17 protein-coding genes and 1 tRNA gene are annotated in these 16624 nt (G+C 59.4%); 5 read left to right on the forward strand and 13 right to left on the reverse strand.

Annotated elements, in window-relative coordinates; translation table 11 throughout:
• Nucleotides 1–32: 32 nt before the first annotated feature.
• Nucleotides 33–119 (reverse strand) — tRNA-Leu (locus tag ACO1VH_RS00820).
• A gap of 227 nt (nt 120–346) precedes the next feature.
• On the opposite strand from ACO1VH_RS00820, the gene hpnC reads away from it, so the two are divergent.
• The 3 genes from hpnC (at nt 347) to hpnE (ending at nt 3429) form a co-directional block, all read left to right on the forward strand.
• Nucleotides 347–1180 carry a squalene synthase HpnC gene (hpnC, locus tag ACO1VH_RS00825; RefSeq protein ID WP_486241674.1) on the forward strand — a complete coding sequence of 278 codons (834 nt, stop codon included), beginning with the start codon at nt 347–349 and terminating at the stop codon, nt 1178–1180.
• A gap of 74 nt (nt 1181–1254) precedes the next feature.
• A complete protein-coding gene (gene hpnD, locus ACO1VH_RS00830) occupies nt 1255–2088 on the forward strand; it encodes a presqualene diphosphate synthase HpnD (protein WP_486241676.1) in 834 nt (277 codons plus the stop codon).
• Between the two features lie 21 nt (nt 2089–2109).
• Nucleotides 2110–3429 (forward strand): hydroxysqualene dehydroxylase HpnE, encoded by a 1320-nt coding sequence (hpnE, locus tag ACO1VH_RS00835; RefSeq protein ID WP_486241678.1) that lies wholly within the window; start codon nt 2110–2112, stop codon nt 3427–3429.
• Between the two features lie 20 nt (nt 3430–3449).
• On the opposite strand, the gene radA is transcribed toward hpnE, so the two are convergent.
• Together radA and alr are read right to left on the reverse strand one after the other, a co-directional pair.
• On the reverse strand, nt 3450–4823 hold the full coding sequence (gene radA / locus ACO1VH_RS00840; protein WP_486241680.1) for a DNA repair protein RadA: 1374 nt from the start codon (nt 4821–4823) through the stop codon (nt 3450–3452).
• Nucleotides 4824–4882: 59 nt separating this feature from the next.
• Nucleotides 4883–5974 carry an alanine racemase gene (gene alr, locus ACO1VH_RS00845; RefSeq protein WP_486241682.1) on the reverse strand — a complete coding sequence of 364 codons (1092 nt, stop codon included), beginning with the start codon at nt 5972–5974 and terminating at the stop codon, nt 4883–4885.
• 154 nt (nt 5975–6128) lie between these two features.
• On the opposite strand from alr, the gene lplT reads away from it, so the two are divergent.
• Nucleotides 6129–7391 carry a lysophospholipid transporter LplT gene (lplT, locus tag ACO1VH_RS00850; protein WP_486241684.1) on the forward strand — a complete coding sequence of 421 codons (1263 nt, stop codon included), beginning with the start codon at nt 6129–6131 and terminating at the stop codon, nt 7389–7391.
• Between the two features lie 5 nt (nt 7392–7396).
• Here lplT and ACO1VH_RS00855 read toward each other — a convergent pair whose 3' ends face one another.
• Genes ACO1VH_RS00855 through tsaB form a run of 4 tightly spaced genes read right to left on the reverse strand, consistent with a single transcriptional unit; the run spans nt 7397 to nt 10359 of the window.
• Nucleotides 7397–8380, reverse strand: a complete 984-nt coding sequence (locus ACO1VH_RS00855) for a DUF1853 family protein (RefSeq protein ID WP_486241686.1) — start codon at nt 8378–8380, stop codon at nt 7397–7399.
• Nucleotides 8364–9164: a uracil-DNA glycosylase gene (locus tag ACO1VH_RS00860; RefSeq protein WP_486241688.1), complete on the reverse strand. Its 801-nt coding sequence runs from the start codon at nt 9162–9164 to the stop codon at nt 8364–8366. Before ACO1VH_RS00860 ends, ACO1VH_RS00855 begins: the two co-directional genes overlap by 17 nt.
• Nucleotides 9161–9655 carry a ribosomal protein S18-alanine N-acetyltransferase gene (gene rimI / locus ACO1VH_RS00865; RefSeq protein WP_486241690.1) on the reverse strand — a complete coding sequence of 165 codons (495 nt, stop codon included), beginning with the start codon at nt 9653–9655 and terminating at the stop codon, nt 9161–9163. Before rimI ends, ACO1VH_RS00860 begins: the two co-directional genes overlap by 4 nt.
• On the reverse strand, nt 9652–10359 hold the full coding sequence (gene tsaB / locus ACO1VH_RS00870) for a tRNA (adenosine(37)-N6)-threonylcarbamoyltransferase complex dimerization subunit type 1 TsaB (RefSeq protein ID WP_486242798.1): 708 nt from the start codon (nt 10357–10359) through the stop codon (nt 9652–9654). Before tsaB ends, rimI begins: the two co-directional genes overlap by 4 nt.
• A gap of 98 nt (nt 10360–10457) precedes the next feature.
• Here tsaB and ACO1VH_RS00875 point away from each other — a divergent pair, with 98 nt between their 5' ends.
• Entirely contained in the window at nt 10458–10877 is a 420-nt protein-coding gene (locus ACO1VH_RS00875; RefSeq protein ID WP_486241692.1) for a thioredoxin family protein, read from the forward strand.
• A 101-nt stretch (nt 10878–10978) separates the two neighbouring features.
• On the opposite strand, the gene ACO1VH_RS00880 is transcribed toward ACO1VH_RS00875, so the two are convergent.
• The 6 genes from ACO1VH_RS00880 to odhB all read right to left on the reverse strand — a co-directional run bounded on the left by ACO1VH_RS00880 (nt 10979) and on the right by odhB (nt 16612).
• Nucleotides 10979–11182: a cold-shock protein gene (locus tag ACO1VH_RS00880; RefSeq protein WP_188419062.1), complete on the reverse strand. Its 204-nt coding sequence runs from the start codon at nt 11180–11182 to the stop codon at nt 10979–10981.
• Between the two features lie 239 nt (nt 11183–11421).
• The gene (locus ACO1VH_RS00885) at nt 11422–12177 is read right to left on the reverse strand and encodes a hypothetical protein (RefSeq protein WP_486241694.1); all 756 of its coding nucleotides are present in this window, start codon (nt 12175–12177) and stop codon (nt 11422–11424) included.
• Nucleotides 12178–12200: 23 nt separating this feature from the next.
• The gene (zapE, locus tag ACO1VH_RS00890; RefSeq protein ID WP_486241696.1) at nt 12201–13292 is read right to left on the reverse strand and encodes a cell division protein ZapE; all 1092 of its coding nucleotides are present in this window, start codon (nt 13290–13292) and stop codon (nt 12201–12203) included.
• A 67-nt stretch (nt 13293–13359) separates the two neighbouring features.
• The gene (locus ACO1VH_RS00895) at nt 13360–13788 is read right to left on the reverse strand and encodes a hypothetical protein (RefSeq protein WP_486241698.1); all 429 of its coding nucleotides are present in this window, start codon (nt 13786–13788) and stop codon (nt 13360–13362) included.
• 9 nt (nt 13789–13797) lie between these two features.
• On the reverse strand, nt 13798–15225 hold the full coding sequence (gene lpdA, locus ACO1VH_RS00900) for a dihydrolipoyl dehydrogenase (protein WP_486241700.1): 1428 nt from the start codon (nt 15223–15225) through the stop codon (nt 13798–13800).
• A gap of 94 nt (nt 15226–15319) precedes the next feature.
• Nucleotides 15320–16612 (reverse strand): 2-oxoglutarate dehydrogenase complex dihydrolipoyllysine-residue succinyltransferase, encoded by a 1293-nt coding sequence (gene odhB, locus ACO1VH_RS00905; protein WP_486241702.1) that lies wholly within the window; start codon nt 16610–16612, stop codon nt 15320–15322.
• Nucleotides 16613–16624: the final 12 nt, after the last annotated feature.

Consider the following 16624-nt stretch of genomic DNA (forward strand, 5'->3'; position numbering starts at 1 on the left):
GTGAATCGTCCAAAAAATTAAGAATACTTTCGTGGTGCGAGGAGGGGGACTCGAACCCCCACACCATTGCTGGCGTCAGGACCTAAACCTGGTGCGTCTACCAATTTCGCCATCCTCGCGGGATCGGTGCGCCGACAAAAAGCAAAGGGCGACCACGAAGTGAATGCGTGTCGCCCTGCGCTGCCATGATGCCGGCTTTTCAACTTCAACCCGGGATTTTACTGGATTTTGACATCGCTGCGCTGATTTTTGACACTTTGCCATGCCAACCTCGGCCCGCCATTCCAGCGGCAAGCATCGCTTTTTCCTTTACCATGCGCTCTGGCAATCCTTGGCTAGCGTTCCCATGCCTGTCGACCACTACGAAAATTTTCCCGTTGCTTCGCTGCTGCTGCCCGCCCGCCTGCGCCCGGCGGTAGAAGCCATTTACGCATTCGCCCGCAGCGCCGACGATCTGGCCGATGAAGGCGATGCAACCCCGGATCAACGGCTGGCAGCGTTGACCGGATATGAAATGGAACTGGACAAAATCGCATCCGGCCAGCCGACAACCGTCCCGCTGTTTCAGCCTCTGGCGCGCGTCATCCACGAACATGCGCTTCCGCTGCAGCCGTTCCGCGATCTGTTGTCGGCGTTCAAGCAGGACGTGCTCGTCCAGCGCTACGACGATTTCGACACCCTGCTCGACTATTGCCGTCGCTCCGCCAATCCGGTCGGCATCCTGATGCTGCATCTGTACGACGCCGCGACCGAACCCAATCTGCGCGATTCGGATGCGATATGCTCGGCGCTGCAACTGATCAACTTCTGGCAGGACGTGGCAATCGACCTGAAAAAACAGCGCATCTATCTGCCGCAGGAAGATCTGCTCCGCTTCCGCATATCCGAACGAGACATGTCCGAACGGCGCACCCACGATGCATGGCGTGCGCTGATGTGGTTCGAAGTCGCACGCGCACGCGAGATGCTGCTTGCCGGCGCACCGCTGGCACTGCGGTTGCCCGGCCGGATCGGTTGGGAATTGCGCATGGTGGTGCATGGCGGCTTGCGCATTCTGGAAAAGATCGAGCATGTCGATTTCGACGTCCATCGCCGCCGCCCCAAACTGGACAGTGGCGACTGGCTGCGCATCCTGTGGCGCACATTGCGCATGCGCTCTCGACTGCACGCATCATCATGATTTGTCGCCATTGCCCGACTCGGCTAGCATAGCGGCTTGATTCAGCGCAAATTCAGCGCAAAGCGCCCACACCCATGTCCCCCGACGAATACTGCCAACAAAAAGCCGCGCAAAGCGGATCGAGTTTCTATTACAGCTTCCTGTTCCTGCCGCCGGACCGGCGCCGCGCCATCACTGCGCTGTATGCGTTCTGCCGCGAAGTGGACGATACCGTCGACGAATGCACGGATGCCGGCGTCGCCCGCATCAAGCTTGCATGGTGGCGTACCGAAATCGCGGCACTGATGGCCGGCAACGCGACGCATCCGGTCATGCAGGCGCTGCAACCGCATCTCGAGCCATATGCTATCGACGGCGACAAGCTGACCGCCATCGTCGATGGCATGGAAATGGATCTGGATCAGACGCGTTATCTCGACTTTGCCGGCTTGCAGAAATATTGCTGGCATGTGGCCGGTGTGGTCGGCATCCTGTCGGCCAACATCTTCGGCGTCACCAATCCGCAGACGCTGCAATATGCGGAAAAACTCGGCCTCGCCTTCCAGTTGACGAACATCATTCGCGACGTCGGCGAGGATGCACGCAAAGGCCGCATCTATCTGCCGGTCAGTGAACTGCAGCAGTTCAACGTTACCGCCGCCGACATCCTGAATGCGCGCCACAGCGATCGCTTCGAGCAATTGATGCGTTTCCAGGCCGAACGCGCGCAACGCCTGTACGATGAAGCCTTTGCCTTGTTGCCGAAGGAAGATCGCCGCGCACAACGCCCCGGCCTCATCATGGCAGCCATCTATCGCGCGCTGCTCGGCGAAGTCGAACGCGACGGTTTTCATGTGCTGAACCAGCGCATCTCGCTGACGCCGCTACGCAAGCTGTGGCTGGCCTGGACTACCTATGTGCGCGGCTGACGGACCGACTTCCTGCTTCCCATGATAACTTCCGTCGCCGTCATCGGTGCCGGCTGGGCCGGCTGCGCCGCAGCTGTCGAGCTGGCGGATGCCGGTTGCAAGGTCACACTGTTCGAGGCGGCACGCACGCTGGGTGGCCGCGCACGTGCCGTCGAACTCGACGGCAGACAGCTGGACAACGGCCAGCACATCCTGCTCGGCGCCTACACAGAAACCCTGCGCCTGCTCGAAATGACCGGCGTCGATCCCGACACGGCGTTACTGCGCCTGCCGCTGCAAATGCGCTATCCGGCCGGCTGCGACGGCATGGACTTCATCGCGCCGCGCTTGCCCGCCCCGCTGCATCTGCTCATGGCGTTATGGCGCGCGCAGGGATTGACGCGCGACGACAAGCTGGCGCTCGCGCGCTTCTCGACGACCGCGCGCTGGATGGACTGGCGGCTGAACGACGATTGCAGTGTGACGACATTGCTGCAGCGCTACGATCAAACCGAACGATTGATCCGGCTGATGTGGCAACCGCTCTGCATCGCCGCGCTGAACACGCCGCCGGAACGCGCCTCGGCGCAGGTTTTCCTGAATGTTCTGCGCGACAGCCTTGGTGCTCGTCGTGCGGCATCCGACATGTTGATTCCCAAGGTCGATCTGAGCACGCTGTTCCCGCAACACGCAGCCAGCTTTATCGAAAAGCATGATGGAGAAATCAGGATGGGCACGGCCGTCCAAAGCATGTGCAAGACGGACAAAGGGTGGATGCTGGCAACAGCGGGAAATGAAGAAGCGATCTTCGATGCGGTAATTGTCGCCACGCCTGCTCTGCAGACAGCAAGCCTGCTGGCCGAAGCGACGGGCCAACCGTTTCCGGACTTTGCCTACGAACCAATCAGCACCTGCTATGTGCAATATCCGTCCGGCACGCGTCTCACGCAACCGTTCTTTGCCTTGCTCGACGATGCAACCAATAGACCGGGACAATTTGTTTTCGACCGCGGCCAGCTCGATGCACAACAGGACGGCTTGTTCGCCGTCGTCATCAGCGCGTCGACCGCTGCCATCGCTGATGGACACGAGGCTCTGATCCAAGCTGTGACGACGCAACTCGCCGATGCCTTCGAGCGCCCCGAACTCGCGCATCCGGATTGGGCACGCGTCATCACCGAAAAGCGTGCCACCTATTCCTGCACGCCGGCACTGAAGCGCCCTGTCGAACAAACGGCATTTCCCGATCTTGCAATTGCCGGCGACTATCTGGCAGGCGACTATCCGGCGACGTTGGAGTCTGCCGTGCGCAGCGGCGTCAAGGCGGCACGCCTATTGAAGGAACACATTGCGGCCAGCTAGCCTCAAGCCGCTACCCGCACTTATTCCAATTCGCGCACACGGTTCATCGCTTCGTCGATACGCTCGACGCCGATAACCTTCAACCCTTCGATCTTTTGCTTGGGCGCATTCGCTTTCGGAATCAGCGCCATCGAAAAGCCCAGCTTGGCCGCTTCGCGCAGGCGTTCCTGTCCCCGTGGTGCGGGACGAATCTCGCCAGCCAGGCCGACTTCACCGAACACAACCAGACCGCGCGGCAACGGCTTGCTGCGCATCGATGAATGGATCGCCAGCAGCACCGCCAGATCGGCGGCGGGTTCGGTGATCTTCACGCCACCGACGGCATTGATGAATACGTCCTGATCGAAGGCCGCGATGCCGGCATGCCGATGCAGCACCGCAAGCAGCATCGCCAGCCGATTCTGTTCCAGGCCGACTGACAATCGACGCGCATTCGGCACGTGTGAGCTGTCCACCAGCGCCTGGATTTCCACCAGCAGCGGCCGCGTGCCTTCCTGCGTCACCATCACGCAGGAGCCCGGCACCGGATTGTCGTGCTGTGACAGGAACAGTGCCGATGGATTGGAGACGCCCTTCAATCCCTTTTCGGTCATTGCAAACACGCCCAGTTCGTTGACGGCACCGAAGCGGTTCTTGATCGCACGCACGAGGCGAAAACTCGAATGCGTATCGCCTTCGAAATACAGCACGGTGTCCACGATGTGCTCCAGCACGCGCGGACCGGCCAGCGAACCTTCCTTCGTCACATGGCCAACCATGATGATCGTGATGCCGTTCTGCTTGGCCACGCGCGTCAGTTGTGCCGCGCATTCGCGCACCTGCGCCACCGAACCCGGCGCAGACGTTAGCGCATCCGAATAGATAGTTTGGATCGAATCGATGACGGCAACTTCCGGCTTGTGCTCGGCCAGCGTATTGAGGATCTTCTCGAGCTGGATTTCCGCCTGCAGCTTCAGCTCACGACCGTCCACCGACAGGCGTTTCGCACGCAACGCGATCTGCGCGCCGGATTCCTCGCCGCTGACGTACAACACCTTCTTGATCTTCGACAGATTGGACAGCGCCTGCAGCAGCAGCGTGGATTTTCCAATGCCCGGATCGCCGCCGATCAGCACGACACCGCCGGCCACCAGCCCGCCGCCCAGCACGCGATCGAATTCCTCGATGCCGGTACCGAAGCGCGGCACGTCCAGCGCCTCGATGTCGGCCAGACTCAGCACCGGCGCCGTCTGCACCAGTCCCTGGTGCTGCGCCGAAAAGCGATTCGCACCGGCGCTTTCGACGACGTTTTCCACCAGCGTATTCCACGCGCCGCAGGACGGGCACTGGCCGCCCCACTTGGCGGAAACGCCGCCGCATTCGCTGCAGGTGTAATTGGTTTTGGCTTTAGCCATCTGTACTTGTTTGTTTCGGTTATGTTGTTCTAGCGTGAATGCGACGATCACTGCAAAAATCAGTCGCCAACCTCGACGACCCGTACGCGCGGCATGATCGCGCACATCAATTCGTATCCCACGGTACCGGCTGCATTGGCGACTTCGTCGATCGGCAAACCTTCGCCCCACAGGGTCACCTTGCTGCCGATGTGCGCGTCGGGAACCGGCGTCAGATCAACGGTGATCATGTCCATCGATACACGGCCGACGACACGTGTACGAATGCCATCGACCAGAATCGGCGTACCATCCGGTGCATGGCGCGGATAACCGTCCGCATAGCCGCATGCGACGACGCCTATGCTCATCGGCCGCTCGGCCACGAAACGGCTGCCGTAGCCCACTGCATCGCCGGCGGCAATCTGCTGAATGCCGATCACCTCCGTCTGCAAGGTCATTGCCGGTTTCAGATCAAAGGAAGCGGCGGACCGTTCTGCCGGCGTGGCACCGTACAGCATCACGCCAGGGCGCACCCAGTCGGCGGCGAATTCCGGATGCATCAGGTCACCAGCGGAATTGGAGAGACTGCGCTCGCCCGACAGATCGCCAGTCGCGGCCTTGAAGCGACGTACCTGCTCCGACGGCGGCAGCACAGGATGATCGCCCTCTTCCGCATTGGCAAAATGCGTAACGAATCCGATATCGCGCACGAACGGCAACACACGCAATCGTTTCCAGATGGCGGGACAATCGGCAGGCATGAAGCCCAGACGGTTCATGCCGCTGTTTACTTTCAGATGCACATCGATTTGCGCATCCTGCCGGACTGACTGGATTTTTTCCAGCATATCCAGCTGGGCGAGAGAATGGACAACCGTATCCAGCTCGAAATCGAGGACGGTCCGCAGATCAGCTTCATCGAAAAATCCTTCCAGCAGGACGATGCGCTTGGTCCAGCCCGACTGGCGCAGCTCGATCGCGCCTTCCGGCTCGATCAGGCCAAGGCCGTCCGCATCGGCAAAACCGCGCAAGGCGCGCGCCAATCCGTGCCCGTATGCATTCGCCTTGACGACCGCCAGAATTCTTGCTGCCGGCGCACATTTCCTCGCGACGGCAAGATTGTGTCTAAGAGCGGCGATATCGATAGTGGCGACGAGCGGTCTTGGCATACGTGAATCGGTGGGAACGGTCAATCGGGCAGATCGTGCATTTTACCGGACGATGCCTGCATCGCGCCGGTCATTTCATCTGGCGTTCACGATTTTCATGGTATAAAGCAGGCCGGAGACACAGACAGACACACAGCAAAAAGAGTTGATGCGGATGAATCGCGGTTTTTACACCATCATGGCGGCGCAGTTTTTTTCCTCGCTCGCCGACAATGCCCTTCTCATCGCCGCCATCGCTTTGTTGACAACCATGCAGTCCCCCGACTGGATGACCCCGCTGCTGAAACTGTTCTTCGTCCTGTCCTACGTTCTGCTTGCCGCCTTCGTCGGCGCCTTCGCCGATGCGCTGCCCAAGGGACGCGTCATGTTCATCACCAACCTGATCAAGATTGCAGGTTGCGCGATGATGTTCTTCAGTGTTCATCCACTGCTGGCGTATGCGGTCGTCGGCTTCGGTGCCGCGGCCTATTCGCCGGCCAAATACGGCATCCTGACCGAATTGCTGCCGGCAGAAAAACTGGTCGCCGCCAATGGCTGGATCGAAGGCCTGACGGTGGCGTCGATCATTCTTGGTACCGTGATGGGCGGCGCATTGATCAATCCGCGCATTGCTGCCGAACTGCTGGCCTTCGATTTTCCGATCATCGATCTCGGTATCGACACACCGGCCGAAGCGGCGTTGTGCGTCATCGCCATCACTTATCTACTGGCCGCCCTCTTCAACCTACGGATTCCCGATACCGGCGCACGTTATCCGCATCAGGAACGCAACCCGATCAAACTGATCGCCGATTTTGCCGGCTGCTTCACCACACTGTGGAAAGACCGCCTCGGCCAAATCTCGCTGGCCGTCACCACCTTGTTCTGGGGTGCCGGCGCCACATTGCAGTTCATCGTGCTGAAGTGGGCGGAGCAATCGCTGGGCATGCCGCTCGACAAGGCCGCCATTCTGCAAGGCATCGTCGCCTGCGGCGTGGCAGTTGGTGCAATGGCGGCCGCTCGTTTCGTTCCGCTGAAGAAATCGCTATCCGTGATGCCGCTCGGCATCGTCATGGGTATCGTCGTCATGGCAATGACGATGGTGCATACCACGCTGATCGCCTATCCTTTGCTGGTGCTGGTGGGCGCGCTGTCCGGCTATTTCGTCGTGCCGATGAATGCGCTGCTGCAACATCGCGGCCATGTGCTGATGAGCGCCGGCCATTCAATTGCAGTGCAAAACTTCAATGAAAACCTGTCGGTGCTGACGATGCTTCTGCTGTATGCGCTGATGGTCAAGATCGATCTGGACATCGACATCGTGATCGTCCTGTTCGGTCTGTTCGTTGCCGGCACAATGTATCTGATCATGCGCCGCCATGCCGCCAACCAGCGCGAGCACGATTCGCTATCGCTGATCGGCGAACCTAAGCACTAGAACCCTTAGCTTCCGGATCGTCCCAATTGCACGCGCTGCCCGGCGCGTGTGCGCCAGTCGTCCGGCACGACGAATCCTCTCTCGGCCTCGATGGCGCAATCGCCACCCTCTGCCATGCGCGCCACCATCACCGGCATCGTGTCCTGCGCGAAATGTGCAGACAAATGCGCCAGCAATGCTTTCTTCGTCATCGTCTCCTGCGACGGCAACCGTATCGGCGCCAGCCATTGCAGGCGCGGCAGGACGGCATAACGCTCGTCGGGGTGATTTTCCATTTCGCTCAACGCACACCAGAATCCGCGGCAATGCGCCGGTGAGGTGCCATGCACATGCGGCGACCAGGCATCGCCATCACGGTAAAACAGCCATCCCTTCACCAGGGCCTGCGCCAGCGCCACCGTCCCAGGCAATACTGCCCGAGCCGCCGGATGGGACGACAGCAACAATTGCCGATCGAAGATCTTGTGCATCTTCGCACCCAGCGTATCTGCCAGATTCGGGCCGACGAAGTAATCGGCATCCGCACCGGTACCGCTGGATTCGAGCAGATAGAACTTGGTGGCAAATTCCCAATGCACGAGTTGCGCATTCAGCCGCACCAGAAAATCGAATTCGCCTATCGTATTGTTCTCATCCCGAACCTGCACGCCATGCGCAACCAGGACGCCACGGTGCAGCAGATAGAAAGACATCAGCTTTTCCGCATGACGGCCGAGACGGGAAAACGGCCGCACATCCAGATGTGCATGCAAGGCTTGGGGTTTATCGTCAAGCTCGCGCAACCATGCAGCCGTTTCTGCATCAGCAATGCCGGTCAGCGAAGCGATACGTCCCTGCCATCGCCTGTCGGACGCGTCGAGTAGATCAGGCGCATCCAGCAGCCATGCAAGGCTGCGCACCTGCGGATCGCGCAGATGCGACCAGCGCCGATGGAACTCTTCCTGAAAAGTAGCGGCAGGACGTGCCGCAGAATCAGTTGCCGCCTTCATATGCCTGCATCGCCAGACACAGATCGGCCCATGCCTTGCTCTTGTCCGGCAGATTACGCAACAGATAAGCGGGATGGTAGGTGACGATCAACGGTATATCGCCATGGCGATATACCTTGCCGCGCAAGCGGCTGACCGGCGTGGAAGGGTCCAGCTGCAGCAGCGACAATGCCGCCGTCTTGCCGAGCGCGACGATCACGGTCGGCCGGATCAGTGCAATCTGCCGCTGCAGGTACGGCATGCAGGCGCCGGATTCGTCGGCTTCCGGCGGCCGGTCGCGCTTGTTGGCATCCGTCGGACGACATTTGACGATGTTGGCGATATAGGTGTTTTCGCCACGCTTCAATCCCATCGCCACCATCATGTTGTCGAGCAGTTTGCCGGCCGGGCCGACGAAAGGCATGCCTTGCAGATCCTCGTTGCGGCCTGGACCTTCGCCGATGAACATCCAGCGCGCCTTGCGGTCGCCGACGCCGAATACCGTTTTCGTGCGCGTCTTGCACAGATTGCAGCTGGTGCAGCCGGATACCGCCGCTTGCAGTTCCTCCCAATCCATGCCGGCGATTGCCGTTTCCCTGTCTACGGCGGCATCGACCATGGCGAATGCCGAGTCCACTGGTGATGCAGCAACCGGCTCGGGAATCGTCGACGCCAATGCCGGCTCATCCGCCAACGGTATCGCCGGCACCTCGACATCGTTCACGAATGCGCGGCTACGCTGTTGCCAGATCGGCCCCAGCCCCATCTCGTGCAGAAACGCCGTGCGGCGTGCCGTATCGCTCATAGCACCAATTTCATGACAATGGCATCCTCACGCTCGTTGTTCGGTGCCGGATAGTACCCCTTGCGCACGCCGATGCGCGTGAAGCCGTACTGTCGATAGATTTTTTCCGCACGCGTATTCGATGGCCGAACTTCCAGCAGCATCGCATGCAGTTTTTTCTCACGCGTGATCGCCCTGGCCTTGTCGAGCAACAACAGGCCGATCCCCTGTCCCTGCATATCGCGATGCACGGTAATGTTGAGCAAATGGGCGTCGTCCACCGACAACATCAAAAGGAAATAGCCGGTCAATGCGCCAGCGGCATCGCGCAACAGCCAGGTTTCATAATTGCTGCTGATCGAATCGAGAAAATTGCCGCGCGTCCACGGGAATGGATAGACGTCGTTTTCGATTGCCAGCACATCGCTGATATCGGATGGCTGCATGCGAAAAAAACGGAATTCATGCACCGACTCATCGGAGGCCGGCGGCGCGCTGAACACCATGCTCATGCCGTCTCCTTTGCTTCCGCCTTCGCCATGCGTTCGCTGGTTGTCAGCGCGACCTTGTTGCGCAGATAAAGCGGTTCCGCCGCATCGGCGTGCACGCCCTCTCCTCGCTCAAAGGCAGCGGCGCCCAACGTCGCCACCTGCGCGGCGTGCGGCACAAGGTCGGCCCATTGCGCATCGAAAAACGCACGGCCGGCAAAATCCTTTTCATAAACCTTCAAGCCATTGCCGCATGCAACCGGAGTGCCGACAGGTGCAACATCCGCTGCAGACGACAACGCGGGTTCAACGATTGTCTGCCAGTCTGCACCCGCACCAAAACGATATTGCGCCCAGTAGACTTCTCCCATGCGTGCATCGATGATCGCCAGCACATCCGCTGCGCCGCTTTGCTCATGGCAGGCGCGCGCCAGTGCCAGCAGCGTCACTGTCGGCAGCAACGGCAATTCGGCACCGAACGCCAATCCTTGCGCGATGCCGCAGGCCGTACGCACGCCGGTGAACGATCCCGGCCCCGAGCCGAAGGCGATCGCATCGCAATCAGCCAACGCAATACCAGCATCGGATAGAAGCGCCTGCACTATCGGCAGAATCGTTTGCGAATGATTGGCGACTCCGGCTGACTCGTGCACCGTAAGCACGCCATTGCGCAGCAAGGCGGCAGATGCGAGATCGGCGGAGGTTTCGATGGCGAGAATCGTGGACATGGCGTGTATTTTACCGTGCAAGACCGACACGTTCAGTGCAAATCCCTGCAGCATTGCACTGCCGCTCATGATCCGATGCAAACCGGTAGAATAACGGGATGCCAACCATCGTACTAGACCAGGAAAACAAGTCGCAACTGGCGCAACAGATGAAAGACGACACATGGGTCGTCGCCTGCCTGTGCGCTGCCTGGTGCGACGTCTGCAATGCCTATCGCCCCGGCTTCGATACGCTGGCGAACGAACATCCGGACAAATTGTTTGTCTGGATCGATATCGAAGATCGTGCCGACCTGGTTGGCGATTTCGACGTGGAGAACTTCCCTACCCTGCTGCTCCAACGCGGCGACGATGTCGTCTTCTACGGAACCTCGCTGCCCGATCCGCGCATCGCGCACAGGCTGCTCATGGCCCACGCGGACAAGAGTGAAGATGAACGGCATGCGGCGGCGCGCAACGCCGAACAGCGTACATGGCAGGAGGAACGCAACCTGCGCGCGGTACTGCGTCAGGGCTGACAAGACCCACGTCTATCAGCAACGTCATCGCAGCCAAAGAGCGCTCCTGCAAAACAAAAAACCCCGGCATGCCGGGGTTTTTTTATGCATTCAATCGCCGATTAGGCTTTTTGAATGTTCGAAGCTTGCTTGCCTTTCGGGCCAGTCGTCACTTCGAAAGTAACGCGCTGGTTTTCCTGCAGCGATTTGAAGCCGCTGTCTTGGATAGCCGAGAAGTGTGCGAACAGATCTTCGCCGCCTTCGTCCGGGGTGATAAAGCCGAAGCCTTTTGCGTCATTGAACCATTTAACGGTACCAGTTGCCATTGCAATTCCTATTTTCAAGTTGTGGGGTAAATACCCCGATAGTTCGTTTCAACCAAGACAGGAATGACAGACAGACTGCACCACAAGCTCGAATCTCCACGCCGATTGATTATACCGGAAGAAAATCGTCGCACGCTGCACAATTCAGCATAATTTGTCGTACGAATGCCTCATTGGTCCCGTTATGCGATTGCCAATGTCCCGCCGGCAACGCTGCAAACCAATTTACGCTCGAATTTTTACTCGCCGGGTGTCGGCGGCGGACGGTTCGCTTCGGCAGCCGCCTTCGCCTGCTTTTCCTTTTCTGCCTTTTCCTTTTCCGCCTTGCGCTCGACTACCTTGCGCTGACGTTCCGCGGCCTCTTTTTGCTTGGCCTCATATTTTTCGACATTCGCGGCGCGCTCGGCAGCGCCTGCCTGCCGCTCCTGTTCCAGTTGCTGCTGACGTTTTTCATGGTCCGCCACCTTCTTCGCATAGGCATCCGCCTTCTGCTTGCGCTCGGGGTCCGCAACGTCGGCCGGCGGTACCACAGGCGTGGCGGACTCTTCCGGCTGCGGTGCCGTCAGGATGGGATCGACCTTGTTCTTTTCCGCCCTCTCGCGTGCCTTTTCTTCCAGTTTCCGGTCGCGTTTTTCCACACGCGCATGCCGGATGTAGGCGTTGGCTTCAATCTCGATGTTCTTCACCGCCTGCAAATCCAGGCGCTTGCGCTCGATTGACTTGTTCAGGCAGGCCGTAGTGAAAAACTTGGGATAGCAAAGCTGCTGTTCCGCCTCGAATCGCGCTTCGAGTTTCGCGCGCGCTTGCTGTACGTCCGTCAGCGCGACATTGGCCATATCCACCGACTGGATCGAATTGGCCGGGTAATGGGCGACGATATCGTCGATCGTATAAGCCAGTGCTTCCGCATGCGCCTCTTCGGCAGATTGCGCCAGCGCAAACTGGCCATACGACAACAACATGGAAAGAATCACAATTTTCAATGACAGTTTCATAAATTTCCGGATAGATAATTCAACTAAAAGAAGGGCGTGTGGCGGCGCTCTGCTTCCATATATTCTGCGGACTGCATTTCCATTAGACGCGACACGGTACGCTGGAATTCCATCGCCTGCGAGCCTTCTGCATACAGGTGTTCCATCGGTACCTCGGCCGAGACCAGCAGTTTGATCTTGTGATCGTACAGCACATCGACCAGCCAGATGAAGCGGCGCGCCTCCGATGCCATCGCAGCCGACATCGCCGGTATGCCGGACAGGATCACCGTATGGAAGCGGCTGGCAATTTCCAGGTAATCGTTCTGCGAACGCGGACCGCCGCATAACGTTGCGAAATCGAACCAGATTACGCCCCCGGCACGACGCAGCGAACGGATATCCCGCCCTTCGACGCGAATGACGGGGTCCTCATCGACCATTTCCGCGATGCGTTCGAACGCCGCCTGCAATGCACGCTCGGCGTTTGCATCTGCAGGCGTGTGATAGGCCGCAACCTGTACCAGCGCACGCTTGCGGTAATCCGTGCCGCCATCGACTTGCAGAATGTCCATCTTTTCCTTCAGCAAGGCGATGGCCGGCAGGATGCGGTCGCGATGCAAGCCATCCGGATACAGTGTGCTCGGTTCGAAATTGGAAGTGATGATGAACGATACGCCGTGTGCGAACAATGCCTTGAATAGATTGTAGAGAATCATTGCATCGGCAATATCGATGACGTGGAATTCATCGAAACAGATCAGCCGATATTTTTTCGCTACATTGGCTGCCACCGTATCCAGCGGATCGGCGACTTTTTTCAACGCATCGAGCTGCCGGTGTATGTCGCGCATGAATTCGTGGAAATGCACGCGTGTTTTCCTTTTCAGCGGAACAACCGAATAGAAACTGTCCATCAGAAAGGATTTGCCACGCCCGACACCACCCCACATGTACACGCCACGCGGCACTTCCGGCGGAGACAGCCATCGCCGCAATGGATTACGCCGCTTTTCCTTGTACGTCACCCATTCGTCGTAGGCGCGTTGCAGCCGGTTCACTGCATTGCGCTGCGCAGCATCGGCGGAAAAGCCGCGTGACTGCAGCGTCTGCTCATAGAATTCGCTGACATTCATTGCATCGTATCCGTGGGCAAAAAAACGGGCGAGCCGTGCTCGCCCTTATCGCTAGAAAACCGTTCTGTCATTGCGGCGACATCGTAACCCGTATGCGAGGTGGATAACTGCTGCCGCTTGAACTGATCGGTAGGCTGAAACCCAGTCCCACACCAACGTTGCCGCTGCCGCCTCCGACGCCGACACCCATGCTGGAACCGCCTCCCTGCCCGATCGGTGGCATGCGCAATTCGGATGTCCGGTAACCGGCCTTGTTGCAGACGATGCGCAAATCGCCGCTGGCAGGAATTTCCAGTGTCGCCGGCGTAGTCACGTTCCAGCTGCGGCTATTGGTCGAGACGAAACAACTCGCGCCCGGGAATTCCTGTCCGTTGCTCGTAGCGGTCGCGATCGTGACCTGCCGATCGGCGGGGCCGGTTGCACAGGCTGCCAAGAACAAAGGCAGCAGCACCGCCGCCATCTTGCTCCGCACGATGTGTCTCACGCAGTGCTTCATGCCTCGCTCCTAGAAATTCAATGCACGGCCATCGACAGCCAGCGCGGCTTCCTTCACCGCCTCCGACAACGACGGATGTGCATGGCAGATGCGGGCGATGTCTTCCGACGATGCGCGGAACTCCATCGCCGTAACCGATTCGGCGATCAGCTCCGACGCCATCGGCCCGATGATGTGCACGCCGAGAATTTCATCCGTGCGCGCATCGGCCAATATCTTGACGAAGCCTGCGGTATCGCCCAACGCGCGGGCACGACCGTTCGCCAAGAAAGGGAAACTGCCGCTCTTGTAGGCGACATTCTCGCTCTTCAGCTGCTGCTCGGTCTTGCCGACCCAGGCGATTTCCGGCGATGTGTAAATGACCCATGGAATCGTGTTGAAGTTGACATGTCCATGCTGGCCGGCAATGCGCTCGGCGACGGCAACGCCCTCTTCCTCTGCCTTGTGCGCCAGCATCGGGCCGCGCACCACGTCGCCGACCGCCCATACGTTCGGCAGGCTGGTGCGACAATCGTCGTCGACAGCGATGAAGCCGCGCTCGTCCAGTTTCAGTCCGATGCCTTCTGCATTCAGTCCGACCGTATTCGGCACGCGGCCGATCGAAACGATCAGCTTGTCGAACACGGCTTTCTGCGCACCGCCCTTGTCGTCGGTGTAGTTGACCGTCACGTTGTTCTTGCCGGCAGCGATCGTACCGATCTTGACACCCAGGTTGATCGCCAATCCCTGCTTCGTGAACTGCTTCCACGCTTCCTTGGCAACCGCTTCATCGGCCGCACCAAGAAAATTCGGCAACGCTTCCAGGATCGTGACTTCCGAACCCAGGCGATGCCAGACACTGCCCATCTCCAGCCCGATGACACCTGCACCGATCAGGCCGAGCCGCTTCGGCACATCGGGAATCGCCAGCGCGCCGGTATTCGACAGAATCAACTTTTCATCGAAAGGCACGTTCGGCAATTCTCGCGGCGAGGAACCGGTCGCCACGATGACATGTTTGGCGACGATGGTTTCTTCTGTCGCACCGGCAATCCGGATTTCGCTGCCGTCCGCACCCGTTTTCACGAAAGAGCCGCGGCCGTGGAAGAACGTCACCTTGTTCTTCTTGAACAGATAAAGAATGCCGTCGTTGTTCTGCTTGACCACCGTGTCCTTGCGAGCCAGCAGCTTTTTCAGATTCAGCGACAGATCCTTGATTTCGATGCCGTGATCGGCAAACGCATGCCCTGCGTGATCGAAATATTCGGAAGACTGCAGCAGCGCCTTGGAAGGAATGCAGCCGACATTGGTACAGGTGCCGCCCGGTGCCGGGCCGCCCTTTGCATTTTTCCATTCGTCTATGCAGGCAGTGGAAAGCCCCAGCTGCGCGGCGCGAATCGCGGCGACATAGCCGCCCGGACCGCCGCCGATTACTACGACATCGAAATTGTTCGCCATATCGTTATCCTGTCATATCGTCGGTATCGGAAGGCGCTGGCATGCACTTGCGCAGTCGCGCCTCCCGAAGATCATCACAAAATCCCGGTTCGACTCAAAGATCCAGCAGCAAGCGCGCAGGATCCTCCAGCGCTTCCTTCATTGCCACCAGTCCGAGCACCGCTTCGCGGCCGTCGATGATGCGATGGTCGTAGGACAGCGCCAGATAGTTGATCGGGCGGATCACGATCTGCCCGTTTTCGACGACCGGACGTTCCTTCGTTGCATGGATGCCGAGAATCGCGGATTGCGGCGGATTGATGATCGGCGTCGACAGCATGGAGCCGAAGATGCCGCCGTTGGAGATCGAGAATGTGCCGCCGGTCAGCTCTTCCAGCGTCAGTTTGCCGTCCTTGGCCTTGGTGCCGAATTCGCCGATCTTTTTCTCGATATCCGCAATCGACATCTGGTCTGCATCGCGCAGGATGGGCACCACCAGTCCGCGCGGCGAACCGACGGCAATGCCGATGTCGAAGTAGCCGTGATAGACGATGTCATTGCCGTCGACCGATGCATTGATGATCGGGTACTTCTTCAGCGCGGCGACTGCCGCCTTCACGAAGAAGGACATGAAGCCGAGCTTGACGCCATGTTCCTTTTCGAACTTGTCGCGGTACTTGGTACGCAAATCCATGACCGGCTGCATGTTGACTTCGTTGAAGGTCGTCAGGATGGCGTTGTTGGATTGCGATTGCAGCAGACGTTCCGCGATGCGCGCGCGCAGGCGGCTCATCGGCACACGTTCTTCCGGGCGATCGGCCAGGGCCGGATTGGTCGGCGTGGCAACCTGCTGCAGCGACGGCTTGCTCACGCCAGCCGGCGCAGCCGGCGCAGGCGCTGCCGTCGTTGCCGGCTTGCCTTGCAGATGATCGATCACGTCGCCCTTGGTGACGCGTCCGTCCTTACCCGTGCCTGCCACGTCGGATGCCGACAGCTTGTTCTCCGCCAGCATCTTGGCCGCGGCCGGCATCGCAACGTCGCCAGCCTTCGCCGTCTCTTTGGGCGCGATCTGCGTCGGTGCCGGTGCAGCAGTCGCAGCCGGCGCATCCGAGACAGGATTGGGTGTCACGGCCGGACTTGCCTTTGCCTCCGCCGCCGCAGGCTTGGCGTCGGTGTCGATCAATGCGATTACCTCGCCCGCCACCACGGTGCTGCCGTCTTCCTTGGCGATCTGCGTGATGACGCCGGCGTCGGGTGCCGGCAGTTCCAGCACGACCTTGTCGGTTTCGATGTCGATCAGATTTTCGTCGCGCGCGACGGCTTCACCGACCTTCTTGTGCCATTGCAGCAGCGTCGCCTCGGCGACGGATTCCGACAGCTGCGGGACTTTTACCTCAAGAATTGCCATATAACTCTCCGT

It is taken from the genome of Oxalicibacterium sp., assembly GCF_057353965.1.